10 protein-coding genes are annotated in these 17,929 nt (G+C 41.4%); 5 read left to right on the plus strand and 5 right to left on the minus strand.

Annotation, left to right across the window (positions count from 1 at the left end; all coding sequences use genetic code 11):
- The first annotated feature begins 50 nt into the window (after positions 1 to 50).
- From bchH to V7L20_RS32015, 3 genes are all read left to right on the plus strand, one after another.
- Entirely contained in the window at positions 51 to 3,782 is a 3,732-nt protein-coding gene (gene bchH, locus V7L20_RS32005; RefSeq protein WP_334747941.1) for a magnesium chelatase subunit H, read from the plus strand.
- Between the two features lie 578 nt (positions 3,783 to 4,360).
- Positions 4,361 to 6,964, plus strand: a complete 2,604-nt coding sequence (locus tag V7L20_RS32010) for a sensor histidine kinase (RefSeq protein ID WP_334747942.1) — start codon at positions 4,361 to 4,363, stop codon at positions 6,962 to 6,964.
- An 87-nt stretch (positions 6,965 to 7,051) separates the two neighbouring features.
- On the plus strand, positions 7,052 to 8,845 hold the full coding sequence (locus V7L20_RS32015) for a PAS domain-containing sensor histidine kinase (protein ID WP_442943675.1): 1,794 nt from the start codon (positions 7,052 to 7,054) through the stop codon (positions 8,843 to 8,845).
- A gap of 143 nt (positions 8,846 to 8,988) precedes the next feature.
- Here the strand turns inward: V7L20_RS32015 and dapF are convergent, their stop codons facing one another.
- Positions 8,989 to 9,828, minus strand: a complete 840-nt coding sequence (dapF, locus tag V7L20_RS32020; RefSeq protein WP_334747944.1) for a diaminopimelate epimerase — start codon at positions 9,826 to 9,828, stop codon at positions 8,989 to 8,991.
- Between the two features lie 69 nt (positions 9,829 to 9,897).
- On the opposite strand from dapF, the gene V7L20_RS32025 reads away from it, so the two are divergent.
- Positions 9,898 to 10,116: an Hfq-related RNA-binding protein gene (locus V7L20_RS32025; protein WP_334747945.1), complete on the plus strand. Its 219-nt coding sequence runs from the start codon at positions 9,898 to 9,900 to the stop codon at positions 10,114 to 10,116.
- Between the two features lie 205 nt (positions 10,117 to 10,321).
- Here V7L20_RS32025 and V7L20_RS32030 read toward each other — a convergent pair whose 3' ends face one another.
- Together V7L20_RS32030 and V7L20_RS32035 are read right to left on the minus strand one after the other, a co-directional pair.
- Complete coding sequence (locus V7L20_RS32030; protein WP_334747946.1) at positions 10,322 to 12,100, minus strand: diguanylate cyclase domain-containing protein; 1,779 nt, start codon at positions 12,098 to 12,100, stop codon at positions 10,322 to 10,324.
- A 316-nt stretch (positions 12,101 to 12,416) separates the two neighbouring features.
- The gene (locus V7L20_RS32035) at positions 12,417 to 14,756 is read right to left on the minus strand and encodes a cation:proton antiporter (protein ID WP_334747947.1); all 2,340 of its coding nucleotides are present in this window, start codon (positions 14,754 to 14,756) and stop codon (positions 12,417 to 12,419) included.
- A 559-nt stretch (positions 14,757 to 15,315) separates the two neighbouring features.
- Here V7L20_RS32035 and V7L20_RS32040 point away from each other — a divergent pair.
- Positions 15,316 to 16,650, plus strand: a complete 1,335-nt coding sequence (locus tag V7L20_RS32040; RefSeq protein ID WP_334747948.1) for a tetratricopeptide repeat protein — start codon at positions 15,316 to 15,318, stop codon at positions 16,648 to 16,650.
- Positions 16,651 to 16,779: 129 nt separating this feature from the next.
- Here the strand turns inward: V7L20_RS32040 and V7L20_RS32045 are convergent, their stop codons facing one another.
- Entirely contained in the window at positions 16,780 to 17,583 is an 804-nt protein-coding gene (locus tag V7L20_RS32045; RefSeq protein ID WP_334747949.1) for a phosphate/phosphite/phosphonate ABC transporter substrate-binding protein, read from the minus strand.
- Between the two features lie 64 nt (positions 17,584 to 17,647).
- Positions 17,648 to 17,875 carry a hypothetical protein gene (locus V7L20_RS32050; RefSeq protein WP_334747950.1) on the minus strand — a complete coding sequence of 76 codons (228 nt, stop codon included), beginning with the start codon at positions 17,873 to 17,875 and terminating at the stop codon, positions 17,648 to 17,650.
- Positions 17,876 to 17,929: the final 54 nt, after the last annotated feature.

Consider the following 17,929-nt stretch of genomic DNA (forward strand, 5'->3'; position numbering starts at 1 on the left):
TGAAAGCATGTTTAAAATTTAAGTAAAGAAATATTTCGTAGCTTACAGGCATGAAACGCATCGTCTTGGTTGCTGGGTTTGAATCGTTCAACGCTGATTTGTACAAGAAAGCAGCCTTTTTGGCTAACTCTCGCTGTCCTGAGTTGGATATTCGGGTATTTAGCGATCGCGATCTTACCAACAAACGCACTGAGGTAGAAACAGCACTTGATGGCGCTGATGTGTTTTTCGGTAGCCTACTATTTGATTATGACCAAGTTGTGTGGTTGCGCGATCGCATTTCCCAAATTCCCATTCGCCTAGTCTTTGAGTCAGCCTTGGAATTGATGAGTTTAACTAAGGTGGGTGACTTTGCTATTGGCGACAAACCCAAAGGAATGCCCAAACCAGTTAAATTCATCCTCGACAAATTTAGCAACGGACGAGAAGAAGACAAACTCGCTGGTTACATCAGCTTCTTAAAAATTGGCCCCAAATTATTGAAATACGTGCCAGTGCAAAAAGTCCAAGACTTACGCAACTGGTTAATTATCTATGGTTACTGGAATGCTGGCGGTTCAGAAAACGTCGCTTCATTATTCTGGACACTGGCAGAAAAATACTTAGGTTTAAAAGTCGGCGACATTCCCCCGCTAGTCGAAACCCCCAACATCGGATTATTCCACCCCGACTATCCAGGGTTTTTTGAATCGCCCCGCGAATATTTAGAATGGTATAAAACCCATTGTAGAGACGCGATGAATCGCGTCTCCCCAAATCGCGTCTCCCCAGTTATCGGAATTCTCCTCTACCGAAAACATGTCATCACCAAACAACCCTACATTCCCCAACTAATTCGCAGTTTTGAAACAGCCGGGTTAACTCCTTTACCCATTTTCATCAACGGTGTAGAAGGACATGTGGCGGTACGAGATTTGATGACAACCGACTATGAAATTCAGCAACGACAACTAGGTAATATAGAAACTCCCTCACTATCAAGTGAAGCAGTAAAAGTAAATGCGATCGCTTCGACAATTGGCTTTCCTCTGGTGGGTGGCCCAGCTGGTTCAATGGAAGCTGGCCGTCAAATAGAAGTAGCAAAGCGCATTCTCACTGCCAAAAATGTACCTTATATTGTTGCTGCACCACTATTAATTCAAGATATTTCCTCGTGGACGCGCCAAGGTATCGGTGGATTGCAAAGTGTAGTCTTGTATGCATTACCAGAATTGGATGGCGCTATTGATACCGTTCCCCTCGGTGGTTTGGTGGGTGAAAATATTTATCTGGTTCCCGAACGGGTAGAGCGATTAATTGGTAGGGTAAAAACTTGGGTAGCTTTACGGCAAAAACCTGCATCGGAACGCAAGATTGCCATTATATTATATGGGTTTCCTCCAGGTTATGGTGCTGTCGGTACAGCTGCATTATTAAATGTGCCGCGTAGTTTGCTGAAGTTTCTCCATGCACTGAAAGAACAAGGTTACACCGTGGGAGATTTACCAGAAGATGGAGAAGAATTGATTCGCTGGGTAAAACAGGCAGATGAAACTAATCCTCTTGTGGGGCAGTCGTCTCGCCTGCCCCTAGACAATGGCGGGCAAGATGCCCACCCCACAAGTACTGTCAACGTCCGCACTCTAGAAAAATGGCTGGGATATTTGCAAACTTCCCGCATTGAAAAACAATGGAAATCTCTCACGGGAACTGGTATTAAAACTTATGGCGACGATTTTCAGATTGGCGGTGTGCAATTAGGCAATGTGTGGATAGGTGTACAACCACCTTTGGGGATACAAGGCGACCCAATGCGCTTAATGTTTGAACGGGATTTAACGCCACATCCGCAATATGCTGCTTATTATAAATGGTTACAAAATGAGTTTCAAGCTGATGCTGTAGTTCACTTTGGAATGCATGGGACTGTTGAATGGTTGCCTGGTTCTCCTTTGGGTAATACGGGTTATTCTTGGTCGGATATTCTGTTAGGAAATTTGCCTAATCTATATATATATGCGGCGAATAATCCGTCTGAATCGATGTTGGCAAAACGTCGCGGTTATGGTGTGTTGATTTCTCATAATGTACCACCTTATGGGCGTGCAGGTTTGTATAAGGAGTTGGTGGCGTTGCGAGATTTGATTTCAGAGTATCGTGAAGATCCACAAAAGAATTATGTTTTGAAGGAAGGAATTTGTAAAAAAATTGTGGACTCTGGGTTAGATGCAGATTGTCCGTTTGAGGATGCTAAACGGTTGGGGATTGCGTTTACGCCGGAGAATGTGCGGATGTTTAGCGGTCATGCTTTTGATGATTATTTGGTGGAGTTGTATGAATATTTGCAGGTTTTAGAAAATCGGTTGTTTTCTTCTGGATTGCATACGTTGGGGGAAAAGCCGAATGAGGAGGAGTTAGGGGCGTATTTGGAGGCTTATTTTGGGGAGGAGGATGGAATAAACGAACCGCAAAGACGCAAAGGACGCGAAGAAGAAGAAAAGCTAATAAGGGATTTGTTGATGCAATCTACGGATGAGTTAACGAATTTGTTAAGGGGGTTGAATGGGGAGTATATTCCGCCTGCGCCTGGGGGGGATTTGTTAAGGGATGGGGCTGGTGTTTTGCCGACTGGGAGAAATATTCATGCTTTAGATCCTTATCGGATGCCTTCACCTGCGGCTTATGAACGGGGACGAGAAATTGCTCAAAAAATTATCGCCCAGCATTTGGATGAATATGGGAAATATCCAGAAACGGTGGCGGTGATGTTATGGGGATTGGATGCGATTAAAACTAAGGGTGAATCTCTGGGGATTCTGTTGGAATTGGTGGGGGCTGAACCTGTTAAGGAAGGAACTGGTAGAGTTGTTCGTTATGAATTGAAGCCGTTGGCGGAGGTTGGACATCCCCGCATTGATGTATTGGGTAATTTGTCTGGGATTTTCCGAGATAGTTTTGTGAATATTATCGAATTATTGGATGATTTATTTCAACGCGCGGCTGATGCTGATGAACCGGAAGATCAAAATTTTATTAGGAAACACGCTTTAGCTTTAAAAGCCCAAGGTGTAGAGAATGCATCGGCGAGATTGTTTTCTAATCCGGCGGGCGATTTTGGTTCTTTGGTAAACGATCAAGTTGTGGATGGTAACTGGGAATCTGGCGAGGAGTTAGGCAATACTTGGCAAAGTCGCAATGTATTCAGCTACGGAAGAGAAGATAAAGGTCAAGCTAGACCAGAAGTGTTGAATACTTTGTTAAAAACTAGCGATCGCATTGTTCAAGAAATCGATTCGGTAGAATATGGCTTAACCGATATTCAAGAATATTACGCTAATACGGGCGGTTTAAAAAGGGCAGCAGAAAAACAAGGCGGTAAGAAAGTTACAACCAGCTTTGTGGAAAGTTTCTCCAAAGATACTACACCCCGCAATTTAGATGATTTGCTGCGAATGGAATATCGCACTAAGTTGGTAAATCCCAAATGGGCGCAAGCGATGGCAAATCAAGGTTCTGGTGGTGCTTTTGAAATTTCCCAACGAATGACGGCGTTGATTGGTTGGGGTGGTACTGCCGATTTTAGCGATGATTGGGTATATGATCAAGCCGCAGATACTTATGCATTAGACGCAGAGATGGCGGATAAATTACGCAAAGCAAATCCTGAAGCTTTTCGCAATATTTTAGGGAGAATGTTGGAGGCGCATGGGCGGGGTTTCTGGGAAGCTGATGCTGATAAGTTAGATAAATTGCGCCAGTTGTATGAGTTGACAGATGAGGAGTTGGAGGGTGTGGCAGTTTAGAAAGTAGATGCGTTAATAAGCTTTAACGCAATATAAATTAAACTTACAGCAATTTTCAAGTAAATAGACCACAGTGATTGAACCTTTCCACGCCATAATCACACGCTCAGGCAAATCCTTTGAGTAACATACTGGCATCTATTCATACAATATTATCTCTTCAGTCTAACTTAGCTTGTGGTTCAATTACCTGAAAATTGCTTTAATGTAGTAATACACTATATTTAGTATATAGCAGGCTTTCGTTAGCTTGATGGACTACTATAGCCCGACTGAATCATTCGCGCTCAACAATATCCCCGACTTCTTAAATCGGGGATCTGCGGTTTGCAATTCTCAAAACCTTCCGCCGGAACTTCCCCCAAAGGGCGAACGGTAACTCAGCACTCCTGAGATGATTCATTCTTTGACAACTGGTTCACCCGATTGGGTGTATGCGATCGCAGCATCCAGAACTACCCTGAAAGTAGAGCCACTTTTGTGCTGTTGGTGATCACGTCGACAGTCACGAAACTCTCACAGTGGCTATGATTGCCTTGAATATTATGCCAATTGCTTATATATCAAAGGGTCTAAGAGTGGATGAAATTGTAAAATCACCGCATAAACCAGAGAATATCACTCTCTTGGAAACAATTGCTGTCAATTTACCAGGAATGATTTTCCAAGTTCTGCAACAGCAGGACGATTCTGTGTTAATCCTTTATGTTAGTTCTGGTTGTGAAAATTTGTATGAATTAGAACCAGAAGCTATACAAAAAGACTTTCGGGTGCTATACAAACTGATTCATCCACAGGATATTAAAACCTTTACAGAATCCATAACTTTCTGTACTACAAATATTACACATTGGCATTGGGAAGGTCGCATCATTACGCCTAGTGGGAAACTTAAATGGATTCAAGCTACTTCGCAACCGGAATTACAAGAATCAGGTGATTTGCTTTGGAATGGCTTGGTTATGGATATTACAGACCGAAAACAAGCCCAAGAAAAATTGCTTGAGAGTGAGGCGCGGTATCAAGCAATTTTGGATGCTATCCCCGATTTAATGTTTCGCATCAGCCGTGATAGCGAATATCTGGATTTGAAAAGTGAGGGAGCAAATGTCATTCTTTCGAGAGAAGAAATAGTTGGTAAACATGTGCAAGAGTTATTGCCTAGTGATGTTGCCGCAATTAGTCTAGAAGCGATCGCTAAAACTTTAGATTCTGGAACTTTACAAACTTGCGAATATCAACTACCAACGCCTTTGGGACTCAAAGATTATGAAGCGCGGTTGGTAGTAAGTGGTCAAGATGAAGTAGTAGCAATTGTCCGAGATATCACAGAACGCAAACAAGCAGAAGTCGCTTTACAAAATCTTGCTCAAAAATTTGCTAAAGCTTTTAGTTGCAGCCCTGATTCAATTACCATCAGCACACTCCAAGAAGGACGCTTCATCGAAGTTAACGACAGCTTTGTAAAACTCTCAGGTTATGAGCGAGATGAGGCGATTGGTAAAACTTCTTTTGAGTTAAATCTTTGGATACATGATCGCGCTCGCCAGAATTTGTTACAGGAGTTGCAAACCACAGGAGTTGCTCGCAACTTGGAATTTGAATTTCGGCAAAAGTCTGGCAAGATAATTACAACGCTGCTTTCAGCCGAAATCATTGATTTAGATGGTCTGCCTTCGCTTCTAGCAGTTCATCACGACATTACAGAACGCAAGCAGGTGGAAGCACAATTACGTCTATCAGCAGAACGCGATCGCTTGTTGGCAGAAACCTTAGTACGAATTCGGTCTTCCCTTAAGTTAGAAGAAATTCTTCAAACCACCGTGACAGAAGTCAGGCAATTTCTGCAAGCAGACCGGGTTTTTATTTGTTTAAATAATACCAAATTAGGAGCCAGAACTCTTGCAGAATCAGTAGATCCCAAGTATCCATCAGTCTCAGGATGGTCTACTAATGATGAAGCTTATCTACAAGAATTGAGAAACTTACTCAAAAATAATGTTGTGGGTGTCGTTGAAGATATAACGCATGTAGCATTATCTCCCAAAGTCAAAGCGCACTTTCAAAAATTCCAAACGAGGGCGACTTTGAGTGTACCAATTATGCTAGGCAATGAATTATTTGGGGCGTTAATTGCCAATCAATGTTCAGGGCCGCGTCATTGGCAACCAATAGAAATTGATTTGTTACAGCAGATGTCAGAACAGGTAGCGATCGCCATTCACCAAAGCCAGATTTACCAAAAACTCGCAGAACTTAACACTAATTTAGAACACCAAGTACAAGAACGAACAGCACAATTGCAACAAAAAATGCAAGAAGTTGAAGAATTGCATCGAGTAAAAGATGTTGTTTTACACACAGTTGCCCACGATTTACGAACTTCGGTGATGGGTAACTTGATGGTGTTAAAAAATTTGTTAAATCAGGGAGTGGGGCAGGGGAGCAGGGGAGCAGGGAATAGGGAAGCAGGGGAGCAGGGAGCAGGGAGCAAGGGGGAGAATAAAAAATTACCTCTTTCCCCTCAGCCCCCCGCACCCCGGTCACTGAGCGCAGCCGAAGTGTGCCCCTCTGCCTCCTCTCAATCCCCAATTCCAGTATCTCGCTCGATCATCGAACGGATGATTCAAGGTAATGATCGCCAACTGACGATGATTAACTCATTGCTAGAAATTAATTCTTGTGAAAAACAAGGTATTGATATTAAACCCGAACCTGTGGATTTTAACACTCTACTAGGAGCAACATTCACCCAGTTGGAACCTATACTGACACAAAATCAAGCAACTCTGAAGAACTTGGTTCCCGCAGATTTACCGTTAGTAATGGCAGATGCAACTCGATTGCAGAAAGTTTTGTCACATTTGGTAACACATAGCTTGCAAAATAATCCACCAGGATTAAATTTTATTCTGAGTGCCAGCGTTGAGGGCAAAATGATTCGGACTCAGATTCAAGACGACGGTGTGGTAATGAGTAAACTAGAGTGCGATCGCCTTTTCGATCTGCATGTCCGCGATCCTCAAGATTGTTGTTCCACAAGCATTGGCTTAAAAACGTATCTTTGTCGGAAAGTTATTAAAGCACATGGCGGTGAAATTGGTGTTATTAGTAACCGCAAGCGCGGGTTAACTTTCTGGTTTACACTACCTTTAGCAACATCCGTAACAAATCGCCCATAAGTCATCAAAAAATGAGAGGGTGTTATTTATGGCAATGTTGAGTTAGGGAAACACCCTCAAGGTATGGGCAAAGTTGCTCGGATGCTAATGGCTACTCCGTTTACAATAGTGCAAAGGTGGTACAGACAAACCTTTTCTGCACCAACAAGAGATCAAACCACTACTCTCTACAGAGATTGGCGTAACCGTTTTTTGTGGCAGAGATTGCGTTTATGGTTATGGCTGGCACTGATTTGTCTGTTCTCTTTTATTTTGCGAGACATTTACGGCTTGTTTTTTCCTTTTGCAGAGTTGCAGTATCTGCCAGAAGTACTTAAAACTCAGCGCCTTGTAATTAATATTTCCATGTTGCTGAGTATACTAATCTGCTTTGCCTTACATAAAACTAAGTTAGGTCGCGATCGTCCAGATTTATTATTTTTGGGGTCTTCTTGGTCAATTAGTTTAGCATCACAGTTGTTTGCAACCCTTACAGGTTTCGCGCTACCTGATACCATCGGCTGGTCGCTGCTATTCTTAAGCCAAGCTGTATTGGTACCTGTCTGCTGGATTCTTCACTTGCTGACTCAAGTAAGTGTGCTGATTTACTATTTTGGTGTGAATACGGCACTTGGGCTAAAAACACCAATCCCCGACCACCCAGGAATATATAATGTAACGTTCATTTTATACATTTTTTGGTTTTGTGCTATATGCGATATCGGTGTTTATTTGTACGATCGCCTGCAACGTTCTGAATTTTACGCCCGTCAAGAACTGGAATCTGCTTACCAAAAACTCAAGGTTGCAGAAGCTAAATATCGCAGCATTTTTGAAAACGCCGTTGAAGGGATTTTTCAAAGCAGTCCCGATGGACGTTACATTACAGCAAATCCGGCTTTAGCACGCATTTATGGCTACTCTTTAGCAGAAGAAGTAACAGCAAATTCTACTGTCATTGAACAATTGTACGTTGATCCAAACCGCCGTGCAGAATTTGTGCGTCTAATGGAAAAGTATGGCAGCGTTTCCGAGTTTGAATCCCAAATTTATCGCCGAGACGGAAGTATTGTCTGGATTTCAGAAAAAGCCTACGCAGTGCGTGACGAACATCTTAAACTGCTTTATTACGAAGGTTTGATTGAAGACATTACTCAGCGTAAACAAGCTGAAGAAGAACTACGAGTATTTTTTCATGCAGTTTCCCACGACTTACGTAACCCAGTGCTGGGTACTTTAATGGTGCTGAAAAATTTGTTGAATAGCGAGGGTTTAAGGACTGAGGATTGGGGACAAGGAGGAATTATTGAAGAAGTCTCTTCCCAATCCCCAATCCCTGTTTCACGCTCAATTTTAGAGCGGATGATTCAAAGTAGCGATCGCCAACTTAATTTAATTAATTCCTTGATGGAAGCTCATATCAGCGAGGTGCAAGGTGTTGTTTTGCAGCGTCAAGCCGTACAATTACTGACAGTTGTCGAAGCTGCGATCGTAGATTTAGAGCCATTGTTAGAGCAAAATCAAGCCAAGCTGACAAATCTGGTATCCGCAGATTTGCCATTAGTAAATGCAGATCCTACGCAACTATGGCGAGTTTTTTCTAACTTAATTGTCAATGCTCTGAAACATAATGCCCCTGGTTTGCTCTTGACAATTAACGCTACCCATGCAGATAAAATGATTTATTGTACTGTTAGTGATAACGGCGTGGGCATTACTCAACAACAAAGCGATCGGCTTTTTGACCTTTACTTTCGGGGTGCAAGTATCCGCAATTCTGTAAGTTTGGGATTGGGGTTGTATCTGTGTAAGCAAATCATCCATGCTCACGGCGGCGAAATTGGTATTAATAGTGCATTGAATGCAGGAGCAACTTTCTGGTTTACATTGCCTATTAGCTGATCAGAAAGAATAAGGTACAGAGCAAGTAAATTTATTTATGGGTCAATACCTTGGGTTAAGTTTACTTGTTAACGCTATATCAACTCAAAAAGCTTAATATAAATAATGGCACTACTACTTGAGTAATGCCAACAGTAAATCGATTACAGTTTACCCGTGAATACCTTTTCAGCCGGGCCTGTCATGTAAACTCGTTGGTCAATTTCTGACCATTCAATTTGCAAAGGGCCACCAGGTAATTCTACAGTGGCGGTGCGATCGCATTTCCCTATTAATACTCCAGCTACCAAGGAAGCACAAGCACCAGTACCACAAGCTAATGTAATCCCAGCGCCTCGTTCCCACACCCGCATTTTCAAATAGTCACGGCGTACCACTTGAATAAATTCGGTATTTATGCGTTGCGGAAAAACTGGGTGATGCTCAAATTTCGGGCCAATGGTTTCTAACTCAATTGCTGCTACATCTTCCACAAAGGTAATGCAGTGGGGATTTCCCATATTTACACAGGTAACATCCCAAGTTTGCCCCGCCACCTCCAACGGCTGAGAAATTACTTTTTCTTGAGCGGGTGCAAGAGTAGTCGGAATTTCGCTAGCGAGTAACCTGGGTAAACCCATGTCTACTTTAACTTGACCATCAGATAAGAGTTGGGGAGTCATTACACCACCCAAAGTATGAATACGATATGAGTCTTGATTGCGGGATTCGCCTTCTAAGTCTGCTACAAAACCAGCTAAACAGCGAATGCCATTGCCACACATTTCTGGTTCTGAACCGTCAGAATTAAAAATCCGCATAGTGTAGTCTGTGCCGTTTTCTCCAGGTAGGGCAAAAATTACACCATCAGCACCGATACCAAAATGGCGATCGCAGAATTTAATAGCTTGCTCTGGAGTCACTACAGGCTCAGATGACGAGCGATTGTCAATTAGAATAAAGTCGTTGCCTAGACCATGATACTTAGTAAATTCGATTGCCATTTCTTCAAGGATGAATTATCAAGGATTAGTTACTCTTTATTTTGCCTTGTAAGTTCATCTTTACTAAAAATGCTTACCGAATTTGACACCACTTTGCCCAGTATTATACAAGTCCAAAACCTGATTAAACAAACAACGCCAGTAGAGTTAAAGGTGCTGACTGGTGATGTGCTGACAGGAAAGGTTTTATGGCAAGATCCACAGTGTATCTGTATTGCGGATGAAAACAGTCAGCAAACCACCGTTTGGAAACAAGCGATCGCATACATCAAGCCGAAAGTAAGTTAGGGGGGAGCAACGCTAAAAAGTGAGATCGTCGTCCAATAAGCTTTTTTGAGCAGGGGGAGCAGGGGGAGCAAAGAGAAAATATTAGTAATTTTAGCTACTTAAATATCACACAATACACTTAATTTCTTTCTCTCCCCCTGCCCCCTGCCCCTTTTCCTCTTCATTCACTGTTCACTGATTTAATCCCTATTCCTCATCACTGGACTTAGAGTGTTGCAGCACAAACCCACCTATTACGTCCTTGTTCTTTAGCTTTATACAAAGCTTTGTCGGCTGCATTAATTAAGTCTTGAACTGAACTTTTATCTGATGGTATAGCAATCGCAACGCCTAAACTGACGGTCAAATATTGAAAGTTATTCTTTTTATGGGAAATCTGTAAGTTTTGAATAGATTTTTGAATCAACTTAGTTACTTTAATAGCACCCGATTCGTTCGTATTTGGTAAAATGACAATAAATTCCTCACCACCATAACGAGCCAATAGATCGGTAGGACGCTTTAATACAGCTTGTGCTGCATGAGCAACTTTTATTAAACATTCATCCCCTACCAGATGTCCATAATAATCGTTATAATTCTTGAAATAGTCAATATCAAATAAAATTAAGGATAAATAATTTTCAGTTAATCTTAGTCGATTCCATTCATGCTCTAAAAATTGTTCAAAACAATGACGGTTTGCAATTTGAGTTAAAGCATCTAGCTTACTAAGTTTTTCTAGCTGATAATTTGCTAGTTCTAAAGCATGGTTTGCTTCAGCAAGTTGATTAGCTTGAGAGCGGAATTGCTCTAATAATTCAGAATGTTCTAAAGCGACATTAAACTGAGCTGCTAACTGTTGGATAAATTGAATTTCCGACTTTTTCCACTGGCGTGAACAATCGCACTGGTGAACACATAGTAATCCCCATAAAGTTTTTCCTTTCATTAGAGGTGCAACAATTTGTGCCTTAATTTGAAATTGCTCTAACAGTTGAATGTGGCAATCCTTTAACCCAGCTTGATAAATATCTGATACTACCTGTATACGCCCTTGGTGATAAGCAACTGCATATTGTTCAGCAAAACAATCATCCTTTACCTTGATGGCGATCGCAGAATCGTAGTCAGGCAATACATTCTCAGAGACAAATTTACCAGAGGTATAGTTCGATTCCAAGTCAAATTGAAAAATACTGACGCGATCGCTACGGAGAGCCTTACGAATTTCTCGTACAGTAGTCTTAAACAAAGTATCTAGATTCAGAGATTCACGAATTTCAGCAACTAAATTAAACAGAATATCCTGCTGTTGATTCGCTTTATACAGTTCTGCTGCTTTTTGTTCTGCTTGAGCTAAAAATTCTGCTTGTTTAACTGCAAATCCTAGCTGCGTTGCAATCTGAGACAAAAACTGAATTTCTAATTTTTTCCATTCATGTGGTTGTGAATGCTGATAAGCAGCAAGCACTCCCCACAGTTTTTTTCCAACAAAAATTGATGCAGTTGCATAAGCTCGAATATGGAACTGTTCTAAAATTTCTAAATGGCATTGAGACAAGCCTGCTGCGTAGACATCTGAAACAACTAAAGTTTCATTATTACGATACCGTCCACCTTGATGTTCTTGTAGATAAGAGTCATTCCAAACTGTATTTTTTCCTAATGTTTCTACATCATCCCATCCAGTCTCTGCAAACTCAAAGTCGCTGACAAATTCTCCACCCCAATTTTCATAGAAACGATAAACGGCAATCCGCTCGACGCGGAGTAACTTGCAAGTTTCCTTAGTGGTTGTACGAAAAATTGTTTCTAACTCAAGAGAAGCTCGAATTTTGCTAATAACTCGGTAAAGTGCCCTTTCTTGCTTTTCTAGCTGCTGAATTTGAACTTGTTGATCATGGAGTTGAATTTCTAAATTACTAACACTAGGCTGTCCTAAAAGTTTACAGAGTAGATTAGCAGATACTTTAGATAAAAAGTGCAAATTTTTATACAACATTTTGAAGCTTAATATTATCAAAAGCTACATTATCCTACAGGACTTACGCAAAAATCGCCGAAAAGCTTAATTTATCGAACCGCCTTCTCTGCGAGAGGCTTCCGCCAACGCGCAGCGTCCCGCAGAGAAGACGCCAAAAACGCCTTCTTTACGAGAGGCTTTTGCCAACGCGCAGCGTCTCGTAGAGAAGAATTCGTAGAGCGTGCGTAAGTCCTATCCTAGAAGGATATGATCAAGTCACTACCATTTTAAAGGCGCGATCGCTGGATTGAGCCGCTTACTTGCGCTTGATTATCAACTAGGGGAGTTTTAAAGCTTAATCAGTCACTCTATCCACAGGCAGAAACTCTTTGAGCGCTTCTGCCTCAGCAGCTTTCACCACTGGGATAGTAAGGGGTACTGAATTGGCGATCGCAAATAACTGTTGCAGTTGACTCAGACCTGTTAAGTTACCACATAACAATACTTGGTCGCCAACTCGCAATTCCATACCGCCATCAGGATAGCGGATAAACTTACCATCTCGCCGGATTGCCTGTACTTGTACTCCATATTGCTTGCTGATATCTAAATCTGCAAGGGTTTTACCCAGCGTTGGTGTATCTGCATTAACTGTAACCCACTGGCAAGCACTATTCTCTCCGGGAACAGCAGCTTGTCCCTTAGCGAATTCTGCCAAAGCTGCCAGTTCTTCATCTGCTCCCACTACTAATAGACGATCGCCTTTTTCCAATTTGGTTTGACTATTGGGATAATCGATTTCATCGCCGTTAGCGCGGCGAATTGCCATCAAACTCGCTCCTGTTAAGTAGCGCATATCTGCTTCTTCTATGCTCATGCCAATTAAAGGCGAATCAGCTGGTAGAGGATACCAGCGCTGATTTAGATCGCGAGTTGCTTGGCGCAAATCACGAGCAACTTCAGTAGCAGAACGCTCTGGGCGAAAATCTAAATAATGATCGTTGCGGATTTGCTGCATTTGCTCTTGCACGACATCTGGCGACAACAAGCCTAAGCTAGTTAATAAATGAGTTGCCATTTCTAAGCTAGCTTCAAACTCTGGTTGCACAACTTCTTTCGCTCCCAATTGATACAGCACTTCAATATTTTTATCCTGGTTAGCACGGACAACCAAATCTAATTCTGGACGCAATTCCAGAGCGCGTTTCAAGCAAAGACGGCTACTTATGGGGTCTGGAAGTGCGATCGCCATTCCTTTGGCATGATTCACGTCGGCAGTTTCTAGAACATGTAAACTCACGCAATTGCCATAGACATAAGACACCCCAGCCTCACGCAACTGCTGAATTCTACTCTCTGATTGGTCGATTACTACCACAGGCAGGTCATGTTGCAGCAACAACTTTACTAAATTTTTGCCAACTTGCCCATAGCCACAGACTACCACATGGTTTTTGAAGGGCAAATCTTCCGACACATCCCGCGCCTCTTGTTCTTCTAAATACGGTTTCAACCAGGGCATTGATTCGGCAAAGTTAAATAAAAATGGTACTAATCGCAGGACAAAGGGAGTAAGCATGAGAGTAACTGCGGTGGTTCCCAAAATTAATAAGTATATTTGTCTGGACACCAGCCCCAAAGTTTGCCCTTCACTAGCGAGAACAAAGGAAAATTCCCCAATTTGTGCTAGTCCCAAACCAGCGATTATCGCTGTTTTCAAAGGGTAGCGAAACAGCTTAACTAGGGGCGTGATAATCAAAAATTTACCTACAAAAACTATTGCCACCAACCCCAAAATCAATTCTAAGTTGTTCCACAAAAAGACTGGATCGATTAACATGCCAATGGCAGCGAAAAATAAACTGGCAAAAATATCTCGCAGTGGTTCGACATAAGTCAGGGTTTGATCGGCGTATTCCACCTCAGAAATCATCAAACCCGCGACAAATGCCCCCATTTCAATTGACAGCCCTAAATGCTCTGTTAACAAGGCAATGCCCAAACATAGAGCTACAACCCCTAATAAAAATAGTTCTTTGCTTTCAGTACGGGCTAACAGTCGCAACAAAGGCGGTATCAGCCAAATCCCCGCAGCTATTGCACCCGCAGCGAATAAACCAATCCACAGCAGTGCTGTTAGCACGGCGATGCCAATAGTTTCTGCTGGTTGGTTAAGGGCTGGTAAGACTGCTAACATTAATCCCAATGCCAAGTCCTGTACTACCAGAATCCCTAGCATAACTTGCCCGTGGGGCGTTTCTGTTTCGTTATCTTCCATCAAACACTTGAGGACAACCGCCGTGGAAGACAAGGACAGAATACACCCCAAAAACATGCCCTTAGCAGGTAAGGCTCCCCAGGCTCCGGTTAACCCGCATACCACAACTGTGACCAAAATCGTCAAAGTAATCTGGAGTCCACCTCCGCCAAGAGCGATCGCTTTTACCTTCTTAAGTTCTGCAAAGGAAAATTCCACACCCAAGGCAAATAATAAAAAAGCGACACCGAACTGTGCCAGAGTTTCTACTTGAATAAGTTCTTTAATCAATCCCAGTCCGGCTGGGCCAATAATCATCCCGCCAATAAGATACCCTAGCAGCACGGGTTGTCGCAAAAGTGCCGCCAACAATCCACCGCAGGCGGCAATGCCTAAAACTAAAACTAAATCAATAATTAGCCTAAAATCTTCTTGCACCAGTTTTAAAAAATTATTAATTAAGACCTATTAATTTAGGATACAAAGTTTTATGATCTCAAACAGCTTGTTTAAAGTCTATTCATCAAGTAAATCTTAAGAATACTGAATTAATTGCTAGGTCTGACTTTAGGCAAAAAATTTTTTACTGGCTCAAACTCCTGAAACCCTTATTAGACAACTATTTTACTGAATACAAATTAGCTGTTAGTAAAGGTGCGACAAAATGTGCATATTGGGCACTTGTACTGAGTTTACGGTGAGCGCAGTCGAACTGCGAATTGTCCTAAGCTTAGTCGTAAAGCCTACGGCATAGCTACGCTTAGGGCGCAGCCTTTGGTAGAGTTGGGCGTAGTCGAAGTAGTCCCTTTTAGACTAAGCCAGTTAAGCAAAGCAATACCTCTGCAACAACTAAATACGGTTATTCTATAAACTTACAGTATTTAAATACTTGTAATTTTGTGGTAGCTATGACATACTTTAGCTATTAAGTTCATTATTCCTATAGACTTACCGTAGTTTAAGTTTGCTTCACAAATCTTGCTGCAAGAAATTAATAATGCTTAAAGATGCACAAGGACTAGTAGTTACAACAGATTCAGCCAATGCGATCGCAGCAATTAACTGTTTTATCGATCAGATGCTTGGTTATGGTAAAGATGCAGAAACAGTAATTTTACAAGCAATTGCAGCAGATCCGACTTGTGCATTAGCTTATGCTTATGCGGCTGCTTATTATCTCACCCAAGAAAACCGCAAGGCTTGGCAGCGAGCTTTACCATATCTGCAAACTGCACAACAGTATTGTACCAAGATTACCCTCAGAGAACAGTTATATGTGCAAGCAATTTCAGCTTGGGCAAATCAAGAGATTGATGTAGCGATCGCTATTCATGAGGAAATTACTAATCGGTTTCCCCGTGATTTAATTTCTGTTCAGCAGGGACAATATCACTATTTTTATACAGGCAATAATGATAAATTACTAGAAATCGCCCAAAAAGTTTTACTAAGCAATCCTGAAAACCATTATTTATTAGGCATGGTGGCATTTGGTTTAGAACAGTGTCATCAACTCCAATCAGCAGAAAAGATGGCACGTCAAGCGATCGCCTTAAATAGATATGATCCTTGGGCGCATCATGCGATCGCTCATGTCATGGAAACTCAGGGAAGAATTGATGAAGGGATAGCTTGGATGGAGAGTTTTGCATACACTTGGGAAAACTGCAACTCCATGCTCTACACTCACAACTGGTGGCACATTGCACTATATTATTTGCAGTTAGAAAACTACCAAAAAGTTCTCAAACTTTATGATACGCATATTTGGGAATGTGCCAACAAACAATCTCCCAAAGACCAAGTAGGAGCAATTTCATTATTATTGCGCCTAGAATTGCGCGGTGTAAATGTAGAAAACCGTTGGCAAAGCATCAGTCCTTATCTTTACAGCCGGATTGATGAACACGCATTACCATTTCAGGATTTGCATTATGTTTATGCCCTTACGAAAGCCGGACACCATGATTGGGTGAACCAAATGCTTCAGAATATGCAGTATCACACTTTGACTATTAATCCCTTTCTGCGACAAAGTTGGATCGAAGTAGCAATTCCCGCAGCTAGAGGCATGATAGCTCATGCCAAAGGCGATTTCCACACGACTGTTGCAGAACTGAAACCTGTTTTACCACGCTTGCATGAGATTGGAGGGAGTCATGCACAGCGATTATTATTTGGGAAAGTGTATGGAAATGCCTTGTCCTTGAACCAATCCCACTATTCTAATAATCCCTACTTCTTCTCGGAAAATGTGCTTGAAAACCTTCATTTTTCGTTTTCAGTTCTCAATAAGCTTAAGCTGACTATGAATAATTCAAAAAGAGTTTAGAAAAAATTAAATACGCAGGTAGAGTTGTTAGCCAATAAAATAAATTTAATCAATAACTGCATAATTCAGATTGGCTAATTTGATTGGAAGTGCTATGAAAAATAATACTTTTGAAAAGTCCCTACTATATCACGACAAGCTAACACAAGAGCGAGCGCTATAAATCTGATTTAATATCCGATAGTCTTTTAAGTCCACTATGGCAAAACGTTTGACTCCAAACTGTTCCATCACTCTTTGCAACTCTGCATCTGGTTGGAGTAGCGCCAACTGCATTTGCTGAATTAAAAATATACCTAGACGCTGTGCTACCACTAAAGGTGGCATCGGGGAAGGCCCCAACACTTCCACCACACGCAAATGCTGTAATAATTCGGGAAAATCTTTTAATTCCTGTTCTAGGACTACACTATCAATTGATGCACAATCTGCCAATCCCTCAACTACCCAGCTAATTGAATGCTGATGCGAACCTGATTGTAGAATTTTGCCAAAAAAACTTTCAGGATATCTTTCTTGAATTAATCTATAACAGAGTAAATTATAACCACTGTTAGAACCAAGGTCATTATAACAAAATGTTTTCCCTGCTAAATCTGTAAACTTTTTAATATTACTATTAGCATTGACAACTACATCTGCATAGTAAATAGGGGAGTTGCTATATCGTGATGATTGCATTACTGGTGCAACTAATGTCTGAAATTGATTTGAAACTATTTGGCTATAGCGAATTAGTGGTAATCCACAAATAAAAGCTAGGTCTATTTTGTCTTGTAATAACAGGGGATCTTCTAAGGGGTCATATTCACCTGGCTGTAGTTGGACTTCTACTTTTAAAACACGACTTAAATAAGCTGCGATCGCCTGATATAATCCAAACCAATTGGGAGCCAGATAAGATGTAATTAGCAACTTTTTATATCTAGTCATTTTTTTATATGGTTTATTAACTTTGGAAATTAATTCGATCTAAAATGTAAAATCTAAAATTGAACTAAAGCCAAGACACTTCTTCAGGTGCATAACGAAAGGTACGGAAGACTGAATTTTGTTCCTCACTAGCTACTGCTGACTTCTCACCTAGATTCCGAACCGCAAAGTAGGGATTAACATATTCCCAAACAATCTCTCCTGTAACTGTCACCTCAAAGATGTGGTCATAAGCATTTTCTGTAATTAATTGGTCAACTGATGCTGTTGCGATCGTCATAATTTCCAACATTATGGTTATTGATATAATTTTCTGTGTAACCTAGTTATTAGTCTAAGTATGACT

Source organism: Nostoc sp. (assembly GCF_036916735.1).
GTDB lineage: Bacteria > Cyanobacteriota > Cyanobacteriia > Cyanobacteriales > Nostocaceae > Nostoc.

Excerpts from the sequence above, each read along its gene's own strand:
- bchH (WP_334747941.1), top strand. The coding sequence starts at position 51 with ATGAAACGCATCGTCTTGGTTGCTGGGTTTGAATCGTTCAACGCTGAT.
- V7L20_RS32015 (WP_442943675.1), top strand. The coding sequence starts at position 7,052 with ATGGCTACTCCGTTTACAATAGTGCAAAGGTGGTACAGACAAACCTTT.
- dapF (WP_334747944.1), bottom strand. The coding sequence starts at position 9,828 with ATGGCAATCGAATTTACTAAGTATCATGGTCTAGGCAACGACTTTATT.
- V7L20_RS32025 (WP_334747945.1), top strand. The coding sequence starts at position 9,898 with ATGCTTACCGAATTTGACACCACTTTGCCCAGTATTATACAAGTCCAA.
- V7L20_RS32030 (WP_334747946.1), bottom strand. The coding sequence starts at position 12,100 with ATGTTGTATAAAAATTTGCACTTTTTATCTAAAGTATCTGCTAATCTA.
- V7L20_RS32040 (WP_334747948.1), top strand. The coding sequence starts at position 15,316 with ATGCTTAAAGATGCACAAGGACTAGTAGTTACAACAGATTCAGCCAAT.
- V7L20_RS32045 (WP_334747949.1), bottom strand. The coding sequence starts at position 17,583 with ATGACTAGATATAAAAAGTTGCTAATTACATCTTATCTGGCTCCCAAT.
- V7L20_RS32050 (WP_334747950.1), bottom strand. The coding sequence starts at position 17,875 with ATGTTGGAAATTATGACGATCGCAACAGCATCAGTTGACCAATTAATT.